This is a genomic window from Roseateles sp. DB2 (assembly GCF_051857535.1).
Taxonomy (GTDB): Bacteria; Pseudomonadota; Gammaproteobacteria; order Burkholderiales; family Burkholderiaceae_C; genus Roseateles_B.
Genome location: NZ_JBPZGY010000004.1, coordinates 102383 through 127326, shown reverse-complemented (window position 1 = coordinate 127326; position 24944 = coordinate 102383). Strand labels below are relative to the sequence as shown.

General features: G+C 67.0%; 23 protein-coding genes. 7 read left to right on the top strand and 16 right to left on the bottom strand.

Annotated elements, in window-relative coordinates:
- Position 1 precedes the first annotated feature (1 nt).
- The 9 genes from ACS5PK_RS07935 to murJ all read right to left on the bottom strand — a co-directional run bounded on the left by ACS5PK_RS07935 (position 2) and on the right by murJ (position 8423).
- Positions 2-649, bottom strand: coding sequence for a DUF47 domain-containing protein (locus ACS5PK_RS07935; protein WP_439439695.1), 648 nt, complete (start codon positions 647-649; stop codon positions 2-4).
- A gap of 204 nt (positions 650-853) precedes the next feature.
- On the bottom strand, positions 854-1231 hold the full coding sequence (locus tag ACS5PK_RS07930; RefSeq protein ID WP_439439694.1) for a DMT family protein: 378 nt from the start codon (positions 1229-1231) through the stop codon (positions 854-856).
- A gap of 31 nt (positions 1232-1262) precedes the next feature.
- On the bottom strand, positions 1263-1760 hold the full coding sequence (gene folK, locus ACS5PK_RS07925) for a 2-amino-4-hydroxy-6-hydroxymethyldihydropteridine diphosphokinase (RefSeq protein ID WP_439439693.1): 498 nt from the start codon (positions 1758-1760) through the stop codon (positions 1263-1265).
- Between the two features lie 24 nt (positions 1761-1784).
- The gene (pcnB, locus tag ACS5PK_RS07920; protein ID WP_439439692.1) at positions 1785-3431 is read right to left on the bottom strand and encodes a polynucleotide adenylyltransferase PcnB; all 1647 of its coding nucleotides are present in this window, start codon (positions 3429-3431) and stop codon (positions 1785-1787) included.
- On the bottom strand, positions 3428-4096 hold the full coding sequence (locus tag ACS5PK_RS07915) for an HAD family hydrolase (protein WP_439439691.1): 669 nt from the start codon (positions 4094-4096) through the stop codon (positions 3428-3430). The genes pcnB and ACS5PK_RS07915 overlap by 4 nt, the downstream gene beginning before the upstream one ends.
- The gene (locus ACS5PK_RS07910; protein WP_183104528.1) at positions 4096-4764 is read right to left on the bottom strand and encodes an HdaA/DnaA family protein; all 669 of its coding nucleotides are present in this window, start codon (positions 4762-4764) and stop codon (positions 4096-4098) included. Before ACS5PK_RS07910 ends, ACS5PK_RS07915 begins: the two co-directional genes overlap by 1 nt.
- Positions 4761-5831 (bottom strand): AI-2E family transporter, encoded by a 1071-nt coding sequence (locus ACS5PK_RS07905; RefSeq protein WP_439439690.1) that lies wholly within the window; start codon positions 5829-5831, stop codon positions 4761-4763. The genes ACS5PK_RS07910 and ACS5PK_RS07905 overlap by 4 nt, the downstream gene beginning before the upstream one ends.
- A gap of 138 nt (positions 5832-5969) precedes the next feature.
- Positions 5970-6842: a SirB1 family protein gene (locus ACS5PK_RS07900; protein WP_439439689.1), complete on the bottom strand. Its 873-nt coding sequence runs from the start codon at positions 6840-6842 to the stop codon at positions 5970-5972.
- Positions 6843-6860: 18 nt separating this feature from the next.
- Positions 6861-8423 (bottom strand): murein biosynthesis integral membrane protein MurJ, encoded by a 1563-nt coding sequence (murJ, locus tag ACS5PK_RS07895; protein WP_439439688.1) that lies wholly within the window; start codon positions 8421-8423, stop codon positions 6861-6863.
- Positions 8424-8661: 238 nt separating this feature from the next.
- On the opposite strand from murJ, the gene rpsT reads away from it, so the two are divergent.
- The gene (gene rpsT, locus ACS5PK_RS07890; RefSeq protein WP_133604851.1) at positions 8662-8958 is read left to right on the top strand and encodes a 30S ribosomal protein S20; all 297 of its coding nucleotides are present in this window, start codon (positions 8662-8664) and stop codon (positions 8956-8958) included.
- Positions 8959-9124: 166 nt separating this feature from the next.
- Here rpsT and ACS5PK_RS07885 read toward each other — a convergent pair whose 3' ends face one another.
- From ACS5PK_RS07885 to ACS5PK_RS07875, 3 genes are all read right to left on the bottom strand, one after another.
- On the bottom strand, positions 9125-9967 hold the full coding sequence (locus ACS5PK_RS07885) for an alpha/beta fold hydrolase (protein WP_439439687.1): 843 nt from the start codon (positions 9965-9967) through the stop codon (positions 9125-9127).
- Positions 9957-11036 carry a M14 family zinc carboxypeptidase gene (locus ACS5PK_RS07880; protein WP_439439686.1) on the bottom strand — a complete coding sequence of 360 codons (1080 nt, stop codon included), beginning with the start codon at positions 11034-11036 and terminating at the stop codon, positions 9957-9959. Before ACS5PK_RS07880 ends, ACS5PK_RS07885 begins: the two co-directional genes overlap by 11 nt.
- 375 nt (positions 11037-11411) lie before the next feature.
- A complete protein-coding gene (locus tag ACS5PK_RS07875) occupies positions 11412-11738 on the bottom strand; it encodes a DUF3579 domain-containing protein (RefSeq protein ID WP_183104535.1) in 327 nt (108 codons plus the stop codon).
- 252 nt (positions 11739-11990) lie between these two features.
- On the opposite strand from ACS5PK_RS07875, the gene ACS5PK_RS07870 reads away from it, so the two are divergent.
- Positions 11991-13202, top strand: a complete 1212-nt coding sequence (locus ACS5PK_RS07870; protein WP_439439685.1) for an aspartate aminotransferase family protein — start codon at positions 11991-11993, stop codon at positions 13200-13202.
- On the top strand, positions 13199-14161 hold the full coding sequence (gene argF / locus ACS5PK_RS07865; RefSeq protein WP_439439684.1) for an ornithine carbamoyltransferase: 963 nt from the start codon (positions 13199-13201) through the stop codon (positions 14159-14161). The genes ACS5PK_RS07870 and argF overlap by 4 nt, the downstream gene beginning before the upstream one ends.
- 20 nt (positions 14162-14181) lie before the next feature.
- On the opposite strand, the gene ACS5PK_RS07860 is transcribed toward argF, so the two are convergent.
- Positions 14182-14979: a hypothetical protein gene (locus ACS5PK_RS07860; RefSeq protein ID WP_439439683.1), complete on the bottom strand. Its 798-nt coding sequence runs from the start codon at positions 14977-14979 to the stop codon at positions 14182-14184.
- Positions 14980-15085: 106 nt separating this feature from the next.
- On the opposite strand from ACS5PK_RS07860, the gene ACS5PK_RS07855 reads away from it, so the two are divergent.
- The 3 genes from ACS5PK_RS07855 to ACS5PK_RS07845 are packed head-to-tail and all read left to right on the top strand — an operon-like array spanning position 15086 to position 17805.
- Positions 15086-15841: a metallophosphoesterase family protein gene (locus tag ACS5PK_RS07855; RefSeq protein ID WP_439439682.1), complete on the top strand. Its 756-nt coding sequence runs from the start codon at positions 15086-15088 to the stop codon at positions 15839-15841.
- A gap of 28 nt (positions 15842-15869) precedes the next feature.
- Complete coding sequence (locus tag ACS5PK_RS07850) at positions 15870-17438, top strand: serine/threonine protein kinase (protein ID WP_439439681.1); 1569 nt, start codon at positions 15870-15872, stop codon at positions 17436-17438.
- 31 nt (positions 17439-17469) lie between these two features.
- On the top strand, positions 17470-17805 hold the full coding sequence (locus ACS5PK_RS07845; protein ID WP_439439680.1) for a YkgJ family cysteine cluster protein: 336 nt from the start codon (positions 17470-17472) through the stop codon (positions 17803-17805).
- Between the two features lie 16 nt (positions 17806-17821).
- Here the strand turns inward: ACS5PK_RS07845 and ACS5PK_RS07840 are convergent, their stop codons facing one another.
- The 3 genes from ACS5PK_RS07840 to ACS5PK_RS07830 form a co-directional block, all read right to left on the bottom strand.
- Positions 17822-19066, bottom strand: a complete 1245-nt coding sequence (locus ACS5PK_RS07840) for a hypothetical protein (protein WP_439439679.1) — start codon at positions 19064-19066, stop codon at positions 17822-17824.
- 12 nt (positions 19067-19078) lie between these two features.
- Positions 19079-20257, bottom strand: coding sequence for a tetratricopeptide repeat protein (locus ACS5PK_RS07835; protein ID WP_439439678.1), 1179 nt, complete (start codon positions 20255-20257; stop codon positions 19079-19081).
- 134 nt (positions 20258-20391) lie between these two features.
- Positions 20392-23172, bottom strand: coding sequence for an alpha-1,6-glucosidase domain-containing protein (locus ACS5PK_RS07830; RefSeq protein ID WP_439439677.1), 2781 nt, complete (start codon positions 23170-23172; stop codon positions 20392-20394).
- Between the two features lie 173 nt (positions 23173-23345).
- Between ACS5PK_RS07830 and ACS5PK_RS07825 the strand changes: the two genes are divergently transcribed.
- Positions 23346-24932, top strand: a complete 1587-nt coding sequence (locus ACS5PK_RS07825) for an alpha-amylase family glycosyl hydrolase (RefSeq protein WP_439439676.1) — start codon at positions 23346-23348, stop codon at positions 24930-24932.
- Positions 24933-24944: the final 12 nt, after the last annotated feature.

Sequence of the window (24944 nt, the reverse complement as noted above, 5' to 3'; positions counted from 1 at the left end):
GTCAGGAGTTCTCGAGGACGATGCCCTCGATCAGGTTGGCGACGTCCTCGCAGCGGTCGGAGATGGACTCCAGCTGCTCGTAGATGGCCTTGAGCTTGATCAGCTCGCGCACATCTTCCTGCTCGCGGAACAGGCGGGACATGGCCGAGCGCATGACGCGGTCTGCGTCGGACTCGAGCTTGTCGATCTCTTCGCAGGTCTTGATGGCGGCCTCAGCCGTCTGCGGCTGGCTCAGCTTGGGCAGCAGCGTGACGGCATGCTGCACGCGTTCGCAGCACTTGGCCGACAGCTCGGCCAGGCGCAGCACGTCCTCGGGGATGGACCGCACGTCATAGAGCTGCATGGTCTCGCTGGAGTCCTGCAGCAGGTCCAGGATGTCGTCCATGGCGTTGATCAGGCTGTGGATCTGCTCACGGTCGATCGGCGTGATGAAGGTGCGATGCAGGAGGCGATTGACCTCGGCCGTCACGCGATCGGCGTGATGCTCATAGGCATCCACGTCGGCAGCGAACTTCTCGCGCAACGTGATGTCGCTGTAGTTCTGGCACATGGCCATGAAGGCCCGGGCACCTTCGGCGATCTGGGCGCCGTGCTCGTTGAATAGCTCAAAAAAATTGCCCTCTTTGGGCAGCAGCTTGCCAAACAGCATGGGTTCTCCTGGCAGAAAGGGCAGGCTGATCAGCCGACCTCAGTCCACAGTGAGTCAATAGGGTGAGATGTAATGGAATGGTCATCACCACGTCATCACAACGTGGCAAAGCCGGAAGTGTAATGGCGAGTAGCGCACGAACTGTGACAGTTCCATGACGGCAGATGACAGCCAGAGCCGCCACCATGGGCGCCCAGCGTGGACTCAGGCACTGCGGAAAATGAAATAGACCGCCCCCAGCAGGCACAGACCGGCCCACACATAGTCCGTCTTGAAGGGCTGCCCCATGAAGAACATGGAGAAAGGCACGAAGACAGCCAGGGTCAGGACCTCCTGGGTGATCTTGAGCTGGGCGAGACTGACGCCGCCGGCATAGCCAATGCGGTTGGCCGGCACCTGCAGCAGGTACTCGAACAGGGCAATGGACCAACTCACCAGGGCGGCGATCCACCAGGGCCGCGCGGCCAGGTCTTTCAGGTGCCCGTACCAGGCAAAGGTCATGAAGACATTGGAGAGCAGCAACAGGCCGACGGTCTGCCAGTAGGCCATGGAGGCCGTCCCGGCCCAGTTGAAGAATGGCATGGAAGTGCTCCAGGATTGAGCCGGAAGGACTTCAGCTCCCGGCCTGGGGCCACAAGACCCCATCATGATGCAGGCGCTGCCCTGCGACGGCCGGCAGCAGCGCATCCAGCCGGCCAATGCCGGGCAGGGCCAGCTCGGGCGCCAGCTCAAGCAGCGGCCTGAGCACGAAGGCACGCTGGTGCAGGCGCGGGTGCGGCAGCTGAAGCCTGGGCTCGGACAAGACCTGACCCTCCATCAGCAGCAAGTCCAGGTCCAGGGTGCGGGGGGCGTGGTGGTAGGGCCGTTCGCGGCCGTATGCCAACTCGATGGACTGCAAGGCATCCAGCAAGTCCAGGGGAGCCAATGCCGTCTCCAGACAGGCCACGGCATTGAGAAAGTCCGGGCCGCCCGCATCGACCGGCGCGCTGCGCCAGCCCGAGGACACCCCGATCAGCCGCGACTGAGGCAGCCTGTCCAAAGCCGACAAGGCAGCCTGCAGGGTTGCGACCAGGTCACCCAGATTGGCGCCCAGCCCGATGTAGGCCTTCATGAGCGACCCAGGGCACGACGGGGATCAGCCCGCATCGACAGCACCGGAGCCGGCAGGAGCCGATCCACCACCGCCGCCACGCGGCTTGCGACGACGGCGGCGCTTGCGTGCAGGCGAGCCCTCGCGCTCATCTTCCGCGCCTTCATCGGCATCTCCGCCCTCTTCTGCAGACGCCTCGGCACCCGAGGCAGCCGGGCGGACTTCACCGCTGAGCGCCCCCTTGGCAACCTGGCGCACGCGGCCTCCGCCGCTCTTGCGTTGCAGGCGCTCGGTCTCGCGCGCCTGTTCGACCAGGGCCCGGCGCTCCTCGTCGCTGCCCAGGGCAAAGTCTTCCCACCAGTCGACCAGGGCCATGTCCAGATCGCCCACCTCGGCACGCAGCAGCAGGAAATCGAAGCCGGCGCGGTAGCGCGGCTGCTCGACCAGGCTGTAAGGGCCGTTGCCACTGCGACGCTCGAAGCGCGGCTGCATCATCCAGATCTCGCGCATGTCTGCGGCCAGCTTGCCGCGGCCTGAGATGTCGCCGATACGAGCGTCGAAAACCAGGTCAATGGCTTGCTGCAGAGCCGGCACGGCCGGCTCGCCACCATCGCGCAGGCGCTGCCAGCGCCCCTGGACCTCATGCCACAGCATGCAGGCCAGCATGAAGCTGGGGGCGACGCTGCGGCCCTCGGCCACGCGGCGATCGGTGTCCTCCAGCGCGCGACGCACAAACTGGCCGCGCGCCTCGTCCGGCAGAGCACCCTTCTCGTCCAGCACCGCATCCAGGATGGAGAACACCCCGCGACCCAGGCCCTGCTTGCGCAGCTCGTCCAGGCTGGCCAGGGAATGGCCGGTCTGCAGCAGCTTGATCATCTCGTCGAACATGCGAGAGATGGGCACGTTCTGCAGCAGGGGGATCATGGCCTTGACCGGCGCGCGGGTCTTGGGCTCAAGCTCGAAACCCAGCTTGGCAGCGAAACGCACGGCACGCAGGATGCGCACCGGATCCTCGCGGTAGCGGGTCTCCGGATCGCCGATCATGCGCAGAACGCGCTTTTTCACGTCGGCAAAGCCACCGTGGTAGTCCACCACCAGCTCGCGCTGGGGCTCGTAGTACATGGCATTGATGGTGAAGTCGCGGCGGGCAGCGTCTTCGATCTGCGGCCCCCAGACGTTGTCGCGCAGCACGCGGCCGCTGGCATCGACCACATGGCTCTTGCCGGCCAGCTCGTCCTTGGAGGTCTTCTCATTGCCACTGACTTGCTCGGCGGCCTCGTTGGCCAGCAGGGCACGGAAGGTCGAGACTTCGATCACCTCATGCTCACGCCCGCGCCCGTAGACCACGTGCACGATGCGGAAGCGACGGCCGATGATGAAGGCCCGGCGGAACAGGCCCTTGACCTGCTCAGGGGTGGCGTTGGTCGCCACGTCGAAATCCTTGGGACGCCGGCCCAGCAGCAGGTCGCGCACCGCGCCACCGACGATATAGGCCTCGAAGCCTGCGTCGCTGAGCGTGCGCACGACCTTGACGGCGCGATCGTCGAGCAGCTCGGGGTCGATGCCGTGCTCGGCCGCGCCGATCTCGACGCGCTTGCCCAGGGCGTGCGCGCCGGACTTGGCCTTGGCACCCGCCTTGGCATCGGGTTTGCCGGGTTTGCCCAGCAGCTTGTCAATCAGGTTCTTGATCATGCAAAGAGATTCAGGATAGGCCAGCCCCGGGCCTGGGCAATCTGTGCCAGCGCTGCAGAAGGGTTGGTCGCGACAGGGTGGCTGACCCGCTCCATCAGGGGCAGGTCGTTCACCGAATCGCTGTAGAAATGCACTTGCTCGAAATCCTTCAGCGCCCGCCCCTGCCCGGCCAGCCATTGCTCGACGCGTACGATCTTGCCGGCCTGGAAGGACGGCACGCCGTGGATGGCCCCGTTGTAGTGGCCCGTGGCATCCCGCTGCAGCTGCACCGCAATCAGATCAGACACACCAAAGGCCTCGGCGATGGGAGTGGTCACGAATTCGTTGGTGGCGGTCACGATGGCCACCAGGTCACCGCGCGCCTGGTGTTGACGCACCAGGGCCCGCGCATTGTCGCGCATCATGGGCTGCATCACCTCGGCCATGAAGCGCTGGCGCACCGACAGAGCCTCTTCCAGGGGACGCGAGCGCCAGACCGAGGTCGCGAAAGCGATGTAGTCGTGCAGATTGAGCTGGCCGCTTTGGTACTGGGCGAAGAACTCGTCGTTGCGCCGCGCCCAGTCAGCCCCCTCGGCCCAGCCGATCTGGACCATGAACTGCCCAAAGGCATGGTCGGAATCACCCGGGATCAGGGTGCCGTCGAGATCGAACAGGGTGAGGTTCATCAGCTTCCTTGGTCGAGCAGCATCTGGCGCAGCAGGGGCACCGTCACGGCCCGCTTGTTGGCCAGGGCGAATTCATCGAGCCTGTCCAGCAGGCCCATCAGGTGCTTGAGGTCGCGAGCGAAGCGGGTCAGGAGGTAGTCCATGACCTCGTCGCTGAGCACGATGCCACGGCGGTCGGCCTCACGGCGCAGGGCGGCGCGCATCTCGCCTTCGGGCAGAGGCTGCAGGGCATAGGTCGGCCCCCAGCCGAGGCGGGTGCGCAGGTCCTCGCGCAGCTCAAGGTCTATGGGCGGTGCCACGCCGGTGGACACCACGGCCAGGCCCAGCGTGGCCGCCTCGACGAAGAGCGTGAAGGCCGCGTGTTGCTGGCCGGGATCGAAGCGGTCGCAGTCGTCCAGCAGCAGCAGGCTGGGGTGGGCGGGCAGCTCCCAGGGCAGCGGCGTGTCGGCGTCGTACCAGCCGACCTGGGCACCCGCCGCCTGCCATGACTGGGCCAGGGCGCGCAGCACATGGGTCTTGCCGCAACCGGCCTGCCCCCAGAGGAACACGGGTGGCTCTCCCGGGCGCAGGGACTGCAGGTGCGCCAGGGCCGCCTCGTTGGCGCCAGGCAGGAGGTTGTCGAAGGAGTAATGCGGCTCGGGACCGAGCGCCAGCGGGATCTGCTTCAAGAACGGGGACTCTGGTACAGGGCGCTGGACAGGTAGGCCTCGCGCAGACGGCGCGCGGCAACCACCCCCAGGGCGGACACGGGCAAGGCGATCAGCACGCCGACAAAACCGAACAGATGGCCAAAGGCCAGCAGGGCGAAGATCACCATCAGCGGCGACAGGCCGATGCGCTCCCCCACCAGGCGGGGTGTCAGCACGAAGCTCTCCAGCAACTGGCCGAGGCTGAACACCACGGCCACAGCCAGCAGGCCATAGAGATTGGCGAACTGCAGCAGTGCAGCCATGAGCGCCAACAGCAGCCCCAGGCCGAAACCCAGATAGGGGATGAAAACCGCCAGCCCCGTGAAGATGCCCACGGGCAGGGCCAGGTCAAAGCCGGCCAGCATCAGGGCTGCGCTGTAGTAGACGGCCAGCAGCAGCATCACCAGCAGTTGGCCGCGCAGGTACTGGCCCAGCATGGTGTCGCACTCATGCAGAAAGCGCCCCACCGGCGGCCGCAGGCGCGGGGGCACCAGGTCCCAGGCCCGTGCGAGCAGACGGTGCCAGTCATGCAGCAGGTAGAACAGCACCACCGGCAGCAGCACGGCATTGCCCACGATGGCCAGCACGAAGCTTCCACCGATACGCGCCGAACTGAGGGCGGTGGCAAGCCAATCCTCCAGATTGGCGTCGAGGTACTTGAGCACAAAGGCCTTGATGCTGGCCGTATCCAGGGCCACCTGCACACCATGCTGGGACAGCCAGGGTGCCACATGCTTGTTCAAGGCATTGGCCAGCACGGGAATCTGCTCACGCAACTGGGGCAGCTCGCGGCTGAGGATGGGCAGCAGAAGCAGAAAGAGGGAAAGCAAGGCCACCACGGCTGCCAGCTCCACCAGGACCACGGCCAGCAGCCGGGGCACGCGACGCCTCGTCAGGGCCTCGACCGCAGGGCTCAGGGCATAGGCCAGGATGCCGGCAGTGAGGAAGGGCGCCAGCACCGGCGAGAGCAGCCAGACCAGCCCCAGGCACAGCAGGGCCAGGGCCGTCCAGGCCAGCGCATAGCGTTGGGTCTTGCTCAAGGTCATGCGGGTGTGATGTGGGTAAAGGGTTGCGGTCCTGCTGTGAAACACCGGCGGCAGGCGGGGCCATGGGAAGCAGGCCCGGATTCTAGGGTCTGTTGCGCCCCCTGGCTGAGGGCCTGGCCGGGGCGAGAGCCGGGTCGCTCAATGCAGCATGCGCCCGCCGGGCGATTGGCGCAGCTGATCCAGACGCGCGCGCGCCTGCTGCGCCAGCTCGACGGGAGGGTGCAGACCCAGCAGGCGTTCATAGTCGGCCACAGCTTCGGGCCACTGCATGAGACGCTCCAGGGTGTAAGCGCGATCCAGCAACTCCTCGGCATCATCCGGCAGCAGGATCAGCAGCCTGTGCTGAACCTGCAGCAGCAAGACCCAGGCCGCGGCGCGCCGATGGATCTCCTTGAGGTTGCGCAGCATGCGCGCCAACCACTGGCGCGGACTGCAGGGCTGGAGAAAGAGCTCCAAGGGCAGGTCCGCCGGATCGCTCACCCCTGCCCGCTCGCGCAGCGGATGCAGGAGCTCCTCCAGCGCATCACGCGAGAGCGAACGCCCGTGGAAGACGTCCATCACCACGTCGCCCGCCGGCAGTTTCAGACACACCAGGAAATGCCCTGGAAAAGAGATTCCCCGTGCCCGCAAGCCCAGCTGCAGGGCCAGCTCGGCATACAGCAGGCTCAGGCTGATGGGGATGCCGCGCCGGGTCTTCAGCACCTCGTGCAGATAGGAGTTGGCCGAGGCGTAGTAGTCGTTGACATTGCCCGCAAAGCCCAGATCCTGGAAGAAGAACTGGTTCAGCAGGCGCAGGCGCTGGCTGGCGACGGCATCCGGCGGCACACGGCGCTTCAGCCTGAGCGCCAGCTCGTCGACATCCGCCAGCAACTGCTGCACGTCGAGCTGCGGCCATTCATCCTGGGCCAGGGTGGCCGCGGCCTCCAGCAGGTTCAGGCTCTCGTCCTCGGCCACCAGCCGGGCGAAGTAGTCCAGCGGATCCGCGCCGGCCAGGTCCAGAAAGGCTGTCATGGGCACATCATCCACGCCTCAGTGGCGGCGCGCAAACTCACGCAGTTTCAACCCGGACAAGAGCAGGACCGCGAAATAGACCAGGGCCGAGCCGCCAAGGCTCAGGGCCATCCAGCCTGCGCGTTGCATCTCGTGCCGACCCAGCTCGACCCAGTCCAGCTGTCTTCCCAGCCACCATTGCAGCGCCCCCATGGCCAGACAGGCCAGCAGCACGCGAAGCATGAAGGCGCCCCAGCCCGGCGCTGGCGTATAGGCCCCTCGCTGGCGCAAGCCGCGCAAGAGCACCGCCGCATTGACAAGGGCCGCCAGGCCGATGGAGAGTGCCAGTCCCGCAACGCCAATGGTGGGCACCAGGATGAGATTGAACACCTGGGTCAGCAGCAGCACGGCGATGGCAATGCGCGCCGGGGTTGCACTGTCCTGGCGGGCGTAGAACCCCGGCGCCAGCACCTTGATCGCCACAAGGCCCAGCAGGCCGACCCCCCAACCCATGACAGCCTCCGCGGTACGCTCCACGTCGCCGGCCTGGAAGGCGCCACGGTGGTAGAGCGTCGCCACCAGGGGCTCGGCGAAGACCAGCAGCGCCACAGCGCACGGCAGGGCCAGGAGCATCACCATGCGCAAACCCCAATCCAGCAAGGCAGAGTAGCGATCGGCCTGCTCGCTGGCCTGTGCGGCGGCCAGCTGCGGTGTCAGCACGGCGCTCAGGGCCACGCCCAGCAGGCCGATGGGGAACTCCATCAGACGGTCCGCATAGTTGAGCCAGGAGGTGGCGCCCTCGGCGATGTGGCTGGAGATCTGGGTATTGATCAGCAGCGAGACCTGGGACACCCCCACGCCCAGCAATGCAGGCCCCATCTGCTTCAGGACCTGCAGCACGCCGCCGTGGTGCTGGGCACGACGCAAGGCCGCCCAGCTCAAGCCGATGCGCGGCAGCATGCCGATGCGCCTCAGCGCCGGCACCTGCACGGCCAACTGCAGCACGCCACCCACCATCACGCCCAAGGCCATGGAATAGATGCCTGGATATCCCCAGGCCGGCAACTGCTTCGCCAGCAGAGCGCCCACGATGATGCAGCTGAGGTTCAGCAGCACCGGCGTTACAGCCGGCACCATGAAGCGCTTCCAGGTGTTGAGCACGCCGGCCGAGAGCGCCACCAGGGACATGCACCCGATGTAGGGAAAGGTCCAGCGAGTCATCACGACCGCGGCCTCATGCCCTTCCCTGGGCATGCCTGAGCCCAGGGCCCAGACCAGCAGCGGCGCGGCCACAACACCCAACACGCAAGTTGCCAGCAAGGCCCAGGTGAGTACGGTAGCCACGGCGTCCACCAGCTCACGGGTAGCCTCGTCGCCATGCTTGGCCCGCGTGGCCGCCAGGGCGGGCACGAAGGCCTGGGAAAAGGCGCCCTCGGCGAACAGTCGACGCAGCAGGTTGGGAATGCGAAAGGACACCAGGAAGGCGTCGGTCATGGCATTCGCACCGAACAGGCCTGCCACCATCTGCTCCCTCACCAGCCCCGTCACACGGGAAGCCAGGGTCAGCACGGAAATCAGGGACGCGGAACGCAGCAGACTCATCAGGTTTATCGGCTTTCTTGTCTCAGCCAAGCTGGCTGGAACCGGGTCGGGCCCCGCCTCTCCTGGAGAGTGCCGGGCCATGCAAGCAGGGCGGACGGGCGGCGATTATGAGCGAAGGCCGTGCCCTAGAATTCGGCGCTTCCTCCGCGAGATGGCCGAATTTGCATGTCGGGCCTATGAAACTCCGTTTGCAAGTGCTATACTCGCGGTCTTTGCACCAACTGGATTAACAAAGAACATGGCAAGCTCTTCCAAAGCCAAGAAGAAAACCGTCCGTTTGGCATCGGGCCGCAAGCGCGCTCGCCAGGACGTGAAGCTGAACGCCGCCAACACGGCTCTGCGCTCCAAATTCCGCACCGTCATCAAGAACGTGCAAAAAGCCGTGGTCGCTGGCGACAAGACCAAGGCTGCTGAACTGTTCAAGACTGCCCAGGCCGTGATCGATTCGGTCGCCGACAAGGGCATCTTCCACAAGAACAAGGCTGCTCGCCATAAGAGCCGCCTGTCCGCCAAGATCAAGGCACTGGCTGCCTGAAACACCAGTCCTGGTGCAAAGAAATGAAAGGCCCGCCTCTGGCGGGCCTTTTTCATGCCACCAGCCAAAGCTCAGCGCGAATGACCAGGGTAACTGGTGTTGCCCGGATTCCCGACCTTAGCGGACAAGAACCACCCGAGGCATTCGAGCCGCACGCCGAACAGGCTCAAGCCATGGGCAGTGGCACGGTTTCCAGCTCCATGGGCTGGGTGCCGGCACCATTCATCAGCTCTCTCTTGGCCAGCCAGTCGCCCACCGCGCGCACCACCCAGTCCGGATCGTCCAGCGGGATGTCATGACCGGCCCGCGTATGCATGCGCAGGGGCAGCCCCCAGCCGCGGCTCACCGCCTGGGAGCAGCGCCAATCCACCAGCATGTCCCCCTGCCCGCACAGCAACAGCATGGGCACCCGGGGCCGCGCACGGCTGGCGCGGTAGTTCATGGCAGCCCACAACTGGCGCAGCACATTGCGCCCGCTGACCGGATGCCGCCGGTGCAAGGCCACCCAGTCGTCCAGCACCTCCTCGGAGTGGCACATCAGCTGGGAGGTCAGTTGCAGCACATGGCGCTCGCGCCAGCGCGCAGCAAACCGCGCCAGACTCATGGCCACCAGGGTCAGGTAGTTGGTGGGGCGCAGTCGCCTGAAAAACGGACTGAAGGGTTTCATGCTGGTGCTGGCCAGCACAGCCGCCGCAAGCTCGGCGGGATAGCGCTGTGCCCATTCCGCCGCCACCATACCCCCCAGGCTGAGAGCCAACACATGGACAGGCCCGGCCACACCCGCGCGGCGCAGTTGCTCGCGCAGATCCTCCACCATCTCGCCGATGTCCGTCGGACTCTTCTCCCGGAACCGCGCGCCATTGCCCGGCAAATCCAGGGTCAGCACACGCACCGGCCCCTGCGTCGCGCGCAGCCCCTGCATCATCTGCAGCGGGAAGCGTCCCCAGTGGCCCGATTCGCGGGTCAGGCCGCGCAGCAATACCCAGGTTGCCGCCACTTCATCGCTCATGCCCGCCCCCTCGGTACCAGCGGTCCAGCGCCCGCTCGCGCGCCTGCTCGCGCCCTGCACCAGATGGCAGCCAGCGCGGCATGCTGAAGGCAGCCCTGGCGCAGAAGTCCAGCCAGCCAAGATGGCGGCGCAGGACCCGCTGCTGGCGATGGCTCACCTTGGGATTGAAGATGCCATCCCGTGAAAAGAGCTGGCGAGGATTCTTCTTGACCCACACCCAGGAGCCCATCTCCAGGGTCAGGGGAAGAAAAACGCGGTCGGACATTTGGCAGGATTCCAGATACAGGTAATCCCACAAATCCCCGTGCGTCAGGTATTGCCGACTCTGCGGCTCGAACACATAGCGGTGCTGGGCGTGGGTCTGGTCCAGCAATTCGCTCAGCGCCAGCATCTCCGGCAGATGCAGGATTGGCTTTGTGCTGTAAGCGAACGGGAACCAGATTCTGTCATCGAGGCCGAATCCTGAATGGCAGTCGATGGACAGGGCGGCGCGGTGGCGCAACAGTTCGTCACAAACCACCTGACAAAGGGCTTGCGCTTCCGGTTCCAACTTGGCACCCGTCCTGCCGCGATACCAGGGCAGGCTGGCGCTGAGGCGCTGCCCGCCCACCAGGAAAGGCACCGGGCGCTCCGCCTCGACCGGCGCGTTACGCATCAGGTCCACGCCAGCGGGGTTGGCGCGCGTGCCCAGCAACAGCCCGCCCGGGTTCACCAAGGGCATGAAGACCATGCGCAGTCCCTGCAGTTGCTGGTGCAGCAGCTCGTCCCAGCCCAGGCGGGCAACCAGGCTGGCCAGGTAGGACAGCACCACCTGGCTGCCAATGCGCTCCAGGCCATGCACCCCGCCAAAGAAGCCGATGGCCGGCGCCTCGGGCGCACGGCTGCCCAAGCTGAGCACCGGCACGGGCAGCGACTGCCCAGCCACCTCCACCACAGCCACGTCATGGCGCTCCAGGAGGCCGCGGGACTGCGATTGCAGCCGGTCGAGCAGGGTCAGGGATTCCAGCAAGGGTGTCGGGCGACGGACGTGCAGCAGGCCTGCAGATGCCTGCAGGCCGTCTGATGTCACCGGAGTCACCGGAGTCACCGGATCAGCGGCATCAGCCGAGGCCGGCAGGATGAGCGGTCAGCATAGCCAGGGCCGACAAAGCCCGCCATGCGCCAAACAGCCCAGGCCCGCGCCATGCTTTCGTCATGCATGCCGGCTAGGCTGCCAGCCATCTTCCCCCGAGGACGCCACAAAGGCGGCACGCCCGATGGATCACGCCATGCACAAGCCCCCCATGCGAATCGGGCAACGCCTGCGCGTTGCCACCAGCTTGCTCCTGTGGGGTGGCGCCGAATGCCTGGCCCTGTGGCGCAGCCGACGCCAACGCCGAACCTGACGGCAAGCTGAGGTGAGGAAGGAGAAGATCCAGGGCGGGCAGCCCCTGCGCCCGGAGTCTCAGCGCTCGCCGCGCTCGGGCAGCAGACAGGCCTCGGCGACCTGCAGGTGGTTGTCACGAGCGAAGTTCATGACGAAGTCCCAGGCCATGGGCTCGACCGACTTCAGCTCCTCGTTGACGATCACGCACTTGATGCCGTTGATCACCCGTGGCACACAGTAGGGCGAATAGCCGATGTGCGCCCCGATGCCCGCCTTCGCGCCGCCGGGGCGGAAGCAGGACATGGCCCCCGCCAGCCGCTCCGCCCAGTCGCTGGGACGGAACGTGCGCCCTTCCAGGGTGACACCTTGGATGAACACTTCGCGAGGCTTTGGGACTTGGGTCATGGATGGAAACGGCGGCCGCCCGGACAACGGAATGAACGGCAAACCGCTATTGTGCCTTGGATGTGTTGCGCCGCAGCACGAGCGAGTTACCAAGGGGCATCTTTGCCAGGCACTTCTTGGCGAAAACCCGCAGCTGCCCGGGACGCAACCTTAGAATCATCCGCTCCCGGCCTGACGCTGGATTGACGCAGCTGGACTGCCACAGCACGACGCGGGAACGCCTTTACCCCACCCATCCGACATGGAGAGTTGATGAACGCCTCTGCGCCTTCCGTTCCGTCCGAACCGCATGTGATGCATACCTATGGCCGCCTGCCGATCGCGCTGTCGCACGGCAAGGGCGTCTGGGTCTGGGACGTGAACGGGCGACGATACCTGGACGCGCTGGGCGGCATCGCGGTGAACACCTTGGGCCATGCACACCCCAAGCTGGTCCCCGCCCTGCAGGACCAGATCGGCAAAATGATCCACTGCAGCAATTACTACCACGTGCCGCTGCAGGAGCAGCTTGCTGCCAAGCTCGTGGAGCTGTCGGGCCTGACCAATGCCTTCTTCTGCAATTCGGGCCTGGAAGCCAACGAGGCCGCGATCAAGATTGCCCGCAAGTTCGGCAACGACCGTGGCAACACCAATCCCGAGATCCTGGTCTTTGAAGGCGCTTTCCACGGCCGCTCCCTGGCCACGCTCTCGGCCACGGCCAACCCGAAGATCCACGCCGGCTTCGGCCCGCTGGTGCCAGGTTTTGTCCGCGTGCCGCTGAACGACATCGCCGCGGTCGAGAAGGCCCTGGACGCACACCCCAACATCACAGCCATCTTCCTGGAGACCATCCAGGGCGAAGGCGGCGTGCAGGCGGCGCGCATCGAGTTCCTGCAGCAGTTGCGCGCGGTCTGCGATCGCCGGGACCTGCTGCTGATGCTGGACGAGGTGCAGTGCGGTATCGGCCGCACCGGCAAGTGGTTTGCCCATCAATGGGCAGGCATCAAGCCGGACGTCATGCCCCTGGCCAAGGGCCTGGGTTCGGGCGTGCCGGTCGGGGCAGTGGTTTGCGGGCCACGTGCGGCCAAGGTCCTGCAGCCCGGCAACCATGGCACGACTTTCGGCGGCAATCCCCTGGCCATGCGCGCTGGCGTGGAAACCCTGCGCCTGATGATCGAGGAAGACCTGCTGGCCAATGCCGCCAAGGTGGGCGCCGAACTCAAGGCCGGCCTGGCAGGTGAGCTGGCTGGCGTGGCTGGCGTCAAGGACGTGCGCGGTCAGGGCCTGATGCTGGGCATTGAACTGGATCGCCCGGCCGGCGCGATGGTGGGCCGTTGCGCCGAAGCCGGCCTGATGATCAACGTCACCGCCGACCGTGTCATCCGCCTGGTGCCTGCCCTCGTCATGTCCAGCGAGGAAGCCGCCCAGGTGGTGAGCCTGCTCGCGCCCCAGATCAAGCAATTCCTCTCGGAGACCCAGGCATGAAGCCCGGGGACAGCCTCATGCGCCACTACCTCCAGTTCAAGGACTTCCGCGCCGAAGAGTACGCTCACCTGTTCGAGCGCGCCTCCATCATCAAACGCCGCTTCAAGAACTACGAGAAGTACCAGCCCCTGCAGGATCGCACCCTGGCCATGATCTTCGAGAAGGCCAGCACCCGAACACGGGTGAGCTTCGAGGCCGGCATGTACCAGATGGGCGGCTCGGTGGTGCACCTCACCACGGGCGACAGCCAACTGGGCCGCGCCGAGCCCGTGGAAGACAGCGCCCGCGTCATCAGCCGCATGGTTGACCTGGTGATGATCCGCACCTTCGAGCAAAGCAAGATCGAGCGTTTTGCCGCCCATTCGCGTGTGCCGGTGATCAATGGTTTGACCAACGAGTTCCATCCCTGCCAGATCGTCGCGGACCTCTTCACCTTCCTGGAAGCGCGCGGCATGGACCGCCGCGGCGGCATCGACATGGGCTGCCTCAAGGGCCGGGTGGTGGCCTGGGTGGGTGATGGCAACAACATGGCCAACACCTGGCTGCAGGCAGCGGAGATCCTGGGTTTCACCGTGCATGTCAGTACGCCCAGCGGCTACGAAGTCGACCCCAAGGTGGCCGGCATCAGCAGCCCCGACTGCTACAAGGTCTTCGCCGACCCCATGGAAGCCTGCCGGGGTGCCGATCTGGTCACGACCGATGTCTGGACCAGCATGGGCTACGAGGCCGAGAACGAGGCCCGCCGCGCCGCCTTCACCGACTGGTGCGTGGACGCCGACATGATGGCCGTGGCCAAGCCCGATGCCCTCTTCATGCACTGCCTCCCGGCGCACCGCGGCGAGGAGGTCTCGGCCGAGGTGATCGACGGGCCCCAGTCCGTCGTCTGGGATGAAGCCGAAAATCGCATGCACGTGCAGAAGGCGCTCATGGAGTACCTGCTGCTGGGGCGGATTGGCTGACCGCCAGGCCTGCAGCCCGTTCAATACTTGGGCCGCAGGCTTCCGTCCATGCTGCCGGCAGGGTAGAACTGCTTGAAGAGCTTCCAGACCAGGCCGCTACGCGCGGCCTTGTCCAGGGACTCCTGCAGATGGCGCCGATCGCCCTCGCCCAGCGCAGCACGCGACAGATAGACGCCGCTGTCGTTCCAGCCAAGTTCCTCGACAGCATCCATGCGCACCCGCCCCAGCAGGTGGCTGACGCGCTCGTCGGCATGCAAGGCACTGACCAGGATGGACGGTGCCATCAGGGTCAGGTCGCCACCCCCGGCGTCCAGCACACGCGCGACGGAGACGGGATCCACCTCCAGGCGCAGGCGGCCCTGTCGGCCCAGTTCCTTCACCAGGCCCTGGTAGGCGTCGCCGTAGTCGAAGCCGCGCACCAGCACCACGCGCAGCTCACTGGCCTGCGCAAGCTGGCGCAGGCTGGTAGGCAGGACCCGCTCCGAACGCAGGGAGATCATCATGGCCCGGGCCTGGATCAAGGGCACGAAGTCACCGAACTCGTCACGCCGAGGTGTGCGGGAGGCCGGCACCAACAGGTCGCTGCGGCCGGTCTCGAACATCAGCTCCTGCCTAGCCCTGGGCACAGAGCTCATCGCGAAGACGCAGCCATCGGCTTCGCCCACCTGGCGCAGCAGCTCCGGGTAGACGCCCGTGGCCTGCCCCTGAGGCGGCAGCAGCACGCTGAGGCCCACTGGCGCCAGGGGGACCTGGATCACACGGCTGCAGGCCGCCTGCGCGAACCCCGCCGCGATGCAGCCCAGGGAAAGAACCCACACACGCATGCAATGCCCAAGGACCATCCGGAAAACTCCCAGCCAGCGAGTGTCTAGCATGCCATGAAAGCATCAGCATGCCGTCAGAGTCCCAGGAGACACTCTGGACATGAAGCTTGCTCTCATTTCTGACCTGCACGCCAACCGCGAGGCCTTCAGCGCCGTGATGGATCACGCACGCTCCAGCGGTGCCCAGGATTTCGCACTGCTGGGCGACCTGGTCGGCTATGGCGGCGATCCCGCCTGGGTGGTCGACCAGGTGCGCGAGCTGGCCGCGAATGGCGCCATCACGGTGATGGGCAACCATGACAGCGCCATCGTCACCGGCCCCCTGCCCACCATGCGCGAGGACGCCCGCGACGCCATCCTCTGGACACGCGCACAGCTGGACGCATCCCAGCTGGATTTCCTGGCGGGCCTGCCCATGCATCGGGAACGCGACGACTGCCTCTTCGTGCATGCCAACGCCTTCGACCCGGATGGCTTCGAGTACATCCAGGGCAGACTGGAAGCCATGCGCAGCCTGCACGCCACGCACTGCCGCTACACCTTCTGCGGCCACATGCACGACCCCAAGCTCTACCACCTGTCCGGCACAGGCAAGGCCGGCGAGTTCGTGCCATCGCCGGGCGTGGACATTCCCCTGCTCCCCAACCGGCAATGGCTGGTCATCCCCGGCTCCTGCGGCCAGCCGCGCGACGGCAACCCGGCAGCCTGCTACGCATTGTTTGACATGGCCACAGGTCTGCTGAGCTTCCAGCGCGTACCGTACGACGTGGATGCTGCGGCCGCGCGCGTCCGTCATTCCGGCCTCAACGCCGCGGTCGCTGAACGGCTCGCCCTGCGCCTGCTGCAGGGAGAATGACCATCGCCACCAGCCCCGGGACCCAGCCATGCGAGTGACCGCCGCCCGACAAGACAGCCCCGCAGCCAAGACCGACGGCGCCCTGCCCTTGCCGGCGGCCGGCCCGCTGGAACCTGGCATGGTGCTGGACGGTTTCAGGCTGGAGGAGCGACTGCACCAGGGCGGCATGGCCAATCTGTGGCGCGTCACCCGGGTTGATCCGCTGCCCGGCGAAGACTTCCCTCTCCTCATGAAAGTGCCGCGCATCAAGGGCGGCGAGGACCCGGCCACCATCGTGGGCTTCGAGGTCGAGCAGATGCTCATGCCGGCACTCAAAGGCCCGCATGTACCCCGTTACGTTGCGCGCGGCGACTGGACCCGGCAGGCCTACATCGTGATGGAACACATCCAGGGTCAGTCCTTGCGCCCCCGGCTTGACGAAGCGCCGCTGCCGCTGGACGAAGTGGTGGAGATCGGATGCCGAGTCGCCACCGCGCTGCAGGACCTGCACCGCCAGCATGTGGTCCACCTGGACATCAAGCCCAGCAACATCATGTTCCGGCCGGACGGCAGCGCAGTGCTGATCGACTTCGGTCTCTCACGCCACGACCATCTGCCTGATCTGCTGGAAGAGGAGTTCAGCCTGCCCATGGGCACGGGCCCCTACATGTCGCCCGAGCAGGTGCAGTTCGTGCGCAACGACCCCCGCAGCGACCTCTTCGCGCTGGGGGTGATGCTCTACCACCTGGCCACCGGCGAGCGCCCCTTCGGCCAGCCCTCCTCGGTGCGCGGACTGCGGCGCCGCCTCTACGTGGAACCCGTCCCGCCACGGGCCATCAACGCCGACATCCCGCCCTGGATGCAGGAGGTGATCCTGCACTGCCTGGAGGTCAAGGCCGAGCGCCGCTACCAGAGCGCGGCCCAGCTCGCACTGGACCTGCAGCGTCCGGAAGGCATCACACTGACGCGCCGTGCCGAACGCATGAGCAAGAGTGGCGCGATCAAGGAGCTCAAGCGCTGGTTCTTCGCCCTGGGCTCCGAGCCCGCCTTGCAACCCAGCGTGGCCGAGCAGGTGGCCCGCAGCCCCATCATCATGGCCGCGGTGGACATCGAGAACGCCACCCCCGGCCTGCTGGAACAGCTGCGCGAGACCGTGCGCCGCATCGTGCAGACCGAGCCCGGCGCGCGCCTGGCCTGCGTCAGCGTGATGCGCACCGCGCGCATCGGCATGGACGTGCTGACGGACAAGGACGGCAAGAGCGTGCACGTCAAGCAGCTCGTCGCACTCAAGCACTGGGCCAGGCCCATCAGCCGCTCGCTGAGCCTGGAGGATGGACGCCTCACTTTCCATGTGCTGGAAGCCCCGGATCCGGCCTCGGCCATCATCGACTTCGCGGCACGCAACGGCGCCGACCACATCGTGATGGGCGCCCGTGGCAACTCCGCACTGCGGCGCTACCTGGGCAGCGTCTCTGCGCAGGTGGTCGCGGAGTCTGACTGCAGCGTCACCGTGGTCCGCGAGGCGGCCTCCGGCCACAAGGCGGACAAGGCGGACAAGGCCACCCAGCCGCCTCCGGCGGCCAGCGGAGCCTTGCCTGGCGAGTTGCCGCGCGCCTGAGCCCGGCTGTCGCGGCCCTACACTGGGGCGCATGAGCAACGACAACCCCTGCCTGAGCTGTGGCGCCTGCTGCGCGAGCTTCCGCGTGGACTTTGCCCGCGAGGAGCTGCAGAGCGAGGGCGGCACCGTGCCCGACGGGCTCTGCACGGACCTCACCGACACCCTGTGCCGCATGCGCGGCACCGACCACGCCCAGCCGCGTTGTGCGGCATTGGTCGGGCAGCTGGGCCGCGAGGCCAGCTGCGGCATCTACGAATGGCGCCCCTCGCCCTGCCGCGAATTCGGCCTGCGGGCTCCGCTGGGCCTGGGAGACGAAGCCTGCGCGCGGGCCCGGCTGCGGCACGGCCTGCCGCCATTGGCTCACTGAAGCCCTCTGTCGCGGCTCAGTCGTACTTGGCCGAGGCCTGCAGCAAGGCTTTCTTCTTGGCCAGGAGCTGGCGGCGCAGCGCTTCGTTGTCGACCAGCCTCAGTCCCTGAGCCAGGGCTGCCTGCGCTTCGTCCAGGCGGCCCAGCCTCGTGTAGGTGGCAGCCAGATACTGCTGCAGCCGCCCATCCACGCCCGTGCGATCGCGCTGTCGCAAGAAGGCCGCCAGGGCTTGCTGCAGTTCACCCGCCTGGAAAGCCTGAATGCCCGCCTCCATGTCTGCAAAGGGCGGCCGCGCCTGCAGGGTCTTGAGGTGCGCCCTGAGTGCGACCAGTTCCGCGTGTGCAGCCGCCCCGCCCCGATGCTCCATCAGGCTGATCAGATTGGTCAGGCCCGGCAGGCCATCAGGCGCCAGACGAACGCTGATGCGCAAGGCCTGCTCCGCTTTCGCCATCTGGGAGCGACGCGTCAGGATGACGGCCAGCGTGTTGTAGGCCTCCGCCAGTTGCGGATCCTTGAGCAGGGACTGCTTGATCAACTGGTAGGCCAGGTCAGTCCGGCTTTCCTCCAGAGCTTCGGAGGCCAGGTTGCTCAGGTACATGGCCACGATGGTCTGCTCGGACACTTCCTTGACCGCCCGAAGATCCCGGATGTTGGGTGGGACAAAGTCAACCGTGAGCCCGCGTTCATAAGGACCGAGCATGGTGTTCTCACCCAGCCGCCCCAGCAGCACGACGTTGACATGCTTGACCAGATAGCTCAGCTGGTCACCGCGGCTCCAGAGCTCGGAGGACTGCAGCAGCTGAAAGCGCACGCCTGTGCCCAGACGCTTGGCAAAGGCGGCCGTCATCAGGGCCAGGGAGAGGCAGTTGCCACGCCGGTCCCGGAACGCTTCGTGGGCATTGCGGGTGTAGTCCGAGCTGTATTCCACCATCACGCGACCGCGCTCGAACAAGGTGCCATACAAGACTTGCGCCGAGTTGCCTCGGTCGGCCGGATTCACCAGCGATCGCAGGGCAAATCGCTCCATCTCGTCGGTGAAGAGCAAGGCTTCATCGGCTTTCATCCGGGCCAGCGCCGCCGTGCTGCCATCGAAGGCATCATCGGCCAGCACGGCGCCCAGGCGGCTGGAGGCTTCCTCGGTACTGGACTCCAGCGGCGCATGTGCGCAGGCCGACAGGCCAACCGAGCACGCGATCAGCCACCACGCGCACCAGCGGCGCCAGGCCGGGTGCTCGGAAACGCTCAGGGTGCAAGTTCGCATGGTGTGCTCCTGTCAATGCATGCGGTGAGCCAGCAAGGCCTCACGTTTGGCCTCATAGATGCGCTGCTGTCCGGGCGTCGGGCTGGTCTCCGCGGCCAGTGCCAGATGCCGGGCGGCGCGCTCTTGCTGCCCCAGGGCGAGCTTGGCCAGTGCCGCCCAGAAATGCAATTCGTGGTTGTTCGCAGACCGTGCAAGTTCCCGCGCAAACAAGGCATCGGCAGCCAGGAACTCCTGCCGCTTCATGGCGGCCCTTCCTTCGTCGAAGAACTTGAAGGGCGGTTCGGGCCGCAGCGCCGCCAGCCGTTCCTCATAGCGGTGCAGGTCCTGCGGGCGGCGGGCCTCACGCAGCACGAAGACCATATTGGCCAGGGCGACCTCGTTGTCCGGCTCCTGTGCCAGCAGTTGCGCGAGCACGCGCTCGGCCAGGTCCAGCCGCCCGAGGCGACGATACAGCACCGCCAGCGTGTTGAAGCCGCCGCTGAAGCGCGCGTCGGCAAGCACGGCAGCTCGCGCCCACCAGTAGGCGCCGCGGACGTCGCCGGCATTGAGCAGCTCGGCTGCGCGGTTGTTGTAGAACATGGCCGTGATGGTGGCCACACTGACCTCCACCGCCCGGCTGCCCCGCGGCCCCTCCTCCGGGAGAAAGTCCACGATGACGGGAGCCTCCAGCGTGCCCGCGAAGGCACGCTCCTGCAGCCGGGTACCCAGGCCGAGGTTCACATGCCCGGCCTGGAAGATGAGGCTGTCGCTGCGCGACCATTGCGGGTCGACCAGCACGGAACGGAAGTACACCGGCAGCCGCAGCTCCTGGGCAAAGGCCGCCGTCATCAGCACCAGGGAGAGGCAGTTGCCCCGGCCGTCTGCAAAGGTTTCGGCGGCGGTACGGGTCTTCTCGGCGTCGTACTGGAGCCGCAACTGGCCATCGCGGTACAGCGCCTTCAGCAGCCCCTCCTTGACACCATGCGCCTGGACCTTGGGCTGCACGGTCTGTTCGAGAAACTCTTTCATCGCGGGTGACAGCGCCAGCAGGTCCTCCCGCGACGGCAGGGCCGCGGCAGGAGCCAGGGCTTCGTCCAGCAGCGGCGGCAGGGGCAGGGGCGAGCGTGGCGCCGTTGCGCAGGCCTGCAGCAGGCCCAGGAGCAGCGCCATGCCGGCCAGGCGCAGAGGGGCGGACAGTCGGGGCTGGGACATGATGCGGTCCTCGCAGGGCTGGTAGCCCAGCCCATGATGAGCGCCTGGCTGCATGCTGGCAAGCCGTGCCGGAACTCATGCCCGCCGCTGCCACCGGCCCGAGCGGCGCTGGCGCACGACTTCAGCGCACGACCTCAGCGCACGAACACGGCCGCAGACCAGGCCGGCACCCTCACCTCGCGCCGCCCGGCGTCCACCCGCGCGAGCTGCCTGAGGACCGCATCTGCCGCCCCTGGACGCGCCAGCACCGGGTGCAGACGCCAGCCCAGCCGCGCGTCGTCCCAGGCGAAGCGCCCCTCATCCCGACCGGCATTGAAGACCAGCAGTAGTTCCCGGAAGCCAGCGCCCCGCAGGCCCCGGCCGTCCAGGCGCGCCAGCAGCAGTGTCGGTGCCTGACCGTCCGGCAGCCGCGGGAAGCTGAGGCGCTGCTGCACCTGCGCGGCGCTGCGCAGGTGAAAGAGACGGGAGCTGGCCCGCACGCGCAACTGGTCCAGGAACATGTCACGTGCCTGACGGATGTCCTGCGCGCGCGGTTTGATCGCGGGATCGGCCAGCAGGCTGCGATACAGCGGCCATGCTTGGACGTTGTCCGGCGCCGGCGGGAGGCCAGCGGCAAAGCCGTTGTCCTGCAGGCTCCAGTCCAGGCGATTGAACCAGTCGCCCGAGTCGAAGCTGTTCCGGTCCAGGGACTTGGACCGCAGGATCTCCATGCCGGCATGGAAATAGGCCACGCCCTGGCTGTAGGCGGTCACCGCCGTCGCCAGCAACTGGGCACGCACTCGCTCCTCGTGCGAGGCATCACGCGGCAGTCGCAGCACATGGTTGTCAAAGAGGGTGTGGTTGTCGTGGTTCTCGGCATAGTTGACGACCTCGGCGGGCTGGCTGGCATAGCCGGCCGGCTGGTCTGCGTAGGCGATCCCGGACAGGCGCCGAGGCACCCCGCGCCAGTCCGACATGCGATAGCTGCCAAGACTGCCCGCCAGGCCCACGCGGATCAGGTCTGCAGCGTCCTGCAGCATTGCCTCAGAGGCCGCCTCAGCCACACCGTTGGGCGCGCTGAACAGGCCGTTGCCCCATCCCTGGCGGACCAGGCCTGCCGGCGAGCCATCCCCCGGCGAGCCGCCCCTCAGCGCATCGCGTGCCCGGTCGCTGAAGGTGCCGATGCCGCTGCCATTGAGCGAGCGCTGGCTGGCTTGCACGAAGCGGGCGCCCTGGGCCACCTCGCCGAAGTCCCAGCCCTCGCCGATCAGCGGCACGCTGTGGCCCAGCTGCTGGCGCAGGCGCCTGGCAATGGCCTCCATCACGGCCCGCGGCTGGTGACCCATCAGGTCAAAACGGAAGGAGTCGATGCCATGCTTGAGCGCCCAAAGCAGCACCGAGTCACTCATCAGCTTGGCCATCATGCGGTGTTCGGTGGCCGTGTTGTCGCAGCAGGTCGAGCGCTCGACCCGCCCCTGGGCATCCAGGCGCTGGTAGTAGCCTGGAACCACACGGTCCAGCACCGAATGGACATGCTGACCCGAGGCCGGCGTGTGGTTGTAGACCACGTCCATGCCCACGCGCAGGCCCAGGCCATGCAGGGCCATCACCATCTGGCGGAACTCCAGCAGGCGCTGCCCGCCGGCGTTGGCCTCGCTGGCATAGCTGCCTTCCGGCGCGCTGTAGTGCAGTGGGTCGTAGCCCCAGTTGTAGCAGTCGCGGGCGGCCAGCGCGGTAACGGCCGCCTGCTGGGTCTGGCTGTCCGGAGGGGCCGGCGGCACCGAAGGCTGTGCACAGTCACGCTCGGGGATGCTGGCGATGTCGAAGACGGGCAGCAGGTGCAGGTCCGTCATGCCTGCGCGGGCCAGGCGCTGCAGGTGCTGCACGCCCAGCGCCCCCGCCTGCGCGAAGGCCCCGAACTTGCCGCGCAGCGCGGGCGGCTGGCTGGCGTCATGCCAGGAGAAGTCCCGCACATGCAGCTCATAGATGCTCATGTCCGTCGCGGATGCCGGCGGCGCGGGCCTGCGGTGCTGCTGCCAGCCCTGGGGCATCCAGGCCGCATCGTCCAGATCGGCCACAAAGCTGCGGCGGGAATCCGCATTGAGGCTCACGGAATAGGGGTCAGTCACCCGCTGGCGCAGCAGTCCCTGGCCCGGCACCAGCACGTCAACCAGGAAGCGGTAGTAATGCCCGCGCAGGTCCTCGTCAGCCGTCAGCAGCCAGCTGCCGCTGGCAGGCTCCCAGTGCAGCGGCAGCACGCGAGCAGCCGGCGACTCGGGGCCGGGATACAGGCACAGCTGGACCTGATGCGCCGTCGGCGCCCACAGGCGCAGCCGGGTCGAGCGCTGCCCTGGCGTGAACAAAGGGCCATAGGCCAGGACCTCGGCAGCCTCGGCGTAGCGATCGTCCAGCGCGCCCGCGAGCTGCAGGCGGCTGGCTTCCTGCACCCGGCCCTGAGCGTCTTCGCGCACCAGCAGCAGCTCTGCGCGGAGCCAGCGTTCGTCCAGCGTCTGCCCTGCCGGCAGCTCCAGTACGCCGCCTTGACGCAGATGGGGAAAGCGCCGGGCCAGGACTTCAGGCAGTGCCGCCCCTCGGTGCAGTGACAGGCTGGCATCCACCCCGCGCGGCACCTGCCCGAGCTTGGCCTGCAGCCCCCCCTCCCAGGCCGCCACGAGGCGCAGCGCCCCTTCCTGCTTGACCCCCGGCCACTGAAGATGGCGGAGGTCCAGCGCATGGGCACGCGCCGGCCAGTCCGGCGCATCCGAGGGCGGCGGCCGCAGAGGGGATGCCAGTCCCGGCGCATCACACTCAGCCAGGGCCTGCCCTGCATCAACCTGGGCGCCAGCCCCTTGCGCGGCCAGCGTCAGCAGCAAGCACGCATAGGCCCGTAGGAACAGGTGGGCACAGGCGGGAGCACCAGAAATTCGAGCAGACATGGCAGGAGGGCAATGAAGGACGGACGACCGCAGGCTGGCGAGGGCTCAATGTCTCACAAATAGTAGCAAAACTACATACATGAATGACCTGAGTTTTCATGAAATTGATTTGCGCCTATGCTTTTGATTGAAGAGAAGTTGGTATCAGCCCCATAAAAATGTATTTCAACTACATGAATTTCATTGGCAGCAGCCTCAGCGCCCTGAGCCTTGCCGCCCATGCGGCGCCGCCTGTCCAGCGCCTCGCGACACCGCCTGCCGACTGGTCGCAAGGGGTGTTCATGGAAGTGTTCGTCCGCGCCTACCAGGACAGCGACGGCGATGGCATCGGCGACCTGCGCGGCTTGACCCGACGGTTGGACTACCTGCAGCGCCTGGGCGTGACCGGTCTCTGGCTGATGCCAGTCACCCGCAGTGCAGACCACGACCACGGCTACGCCATCACCGACTTCCGCAACATCGAGGCTGACTACGGCACCCTGGCCGACTTCGATGAACTGCTGCGCCAAGCCCACCGCCGCGGCATCGGCGTGGTGATGGACTACATCCTCAACCACAGCGCCCGAGAGCATCCCTACTTCCAGGACAGCCTGCGCAACCCGCAGTCGCCTTTTCGCGACTGGTACGTCTGGCAAGACCCGGCCCCAGCGGACCTGAAGGACTGGGACATCTGGGGCCACACCCCCTGGTATGCCGATGCCGGACAGGCCCAGCCCAGCGCCCGCTACTTCGCCACCTTCGGCCCCCACATGCCGGACTTCAACCTGCGCCACCCGGCCGTGCTGGAGGACCACCGCGCCAGCCTGCGCTTCTGGCTGGACCGCGGGCTGGACGGCTTCCGGCTCGACGCCGTGCCCCATCTCATCGAGAACAGCGCCAAGGACTGGAACGACCAGGCCGAGAGCCGTGCACTCACCGCAGACTTCACCCGGCTGATCCGCAGCTACCCGGGCCGCTTCACCGTCTGCGAGGCCACCGCCAGCCCCACCGCCTATGCCAGTCCTTCGGTCTGTGGCAGCGCCTTTGACTTCGGCCTGGAAAAGCTGATCCTGGGCGCCGTGCGGGGCGAGACCCAGTCCCTGGAACCACTGGCCAGGCACTTCGAGACCACGCCACTGAACATGGCCACCATGCTGGCCAACCATGACATCTTTGCCGGCGCCCGCATCTGGGACCAGTTGGGCGGCGACGAAGCCCGCTACCGGCTCGCCGCCGCGACCTATCTGCTGCTGCCCGGCATTCCCTTCCTCTACTACGGCGAGGAGATCGGCATGGCCGGCATCCGAGGCCAGGGTGACGAGCCCCTGCGCGCGCCCATGAGCTGGACCGCCGATGCCAGCGGCTTCACGCCGGGCAGGCCCTTCCGCGCAGTCTCGCCCAATGCGGCCACGCACAATGCGCAGGCACAGGCCCATGATCCGGGCTCGCTGCTGAACCACTACCGGGCGCTCATCGGCCTGCGGCGCGCGCAGCCCGCGCTCAGGCGCGGCGACTACCGGCAGGCCTTCCAGGACGGCAGCGTCATCGGCTTCCAGCGCAGCGCCGAGGGCCAGACCTTGCTGGTGCTGATCAACTACGGCCTCGAGGCCTGGCACGGCCTGCCCGGCGGCCTGAAACCGGACCAGGGCCTTCGCCCCGTGCTGCGCAGCGGCGCCCAAGCACGGCTCGTCACGCAGGGCCGGCAGCAGCCGGGCCCGCCGCTGCGAGCGGGCCAGCTGCGGCTGCCGCCCCAGTCCTTCGCCGTCTTTCGCCTGCAGTGAGAATGGCACGAC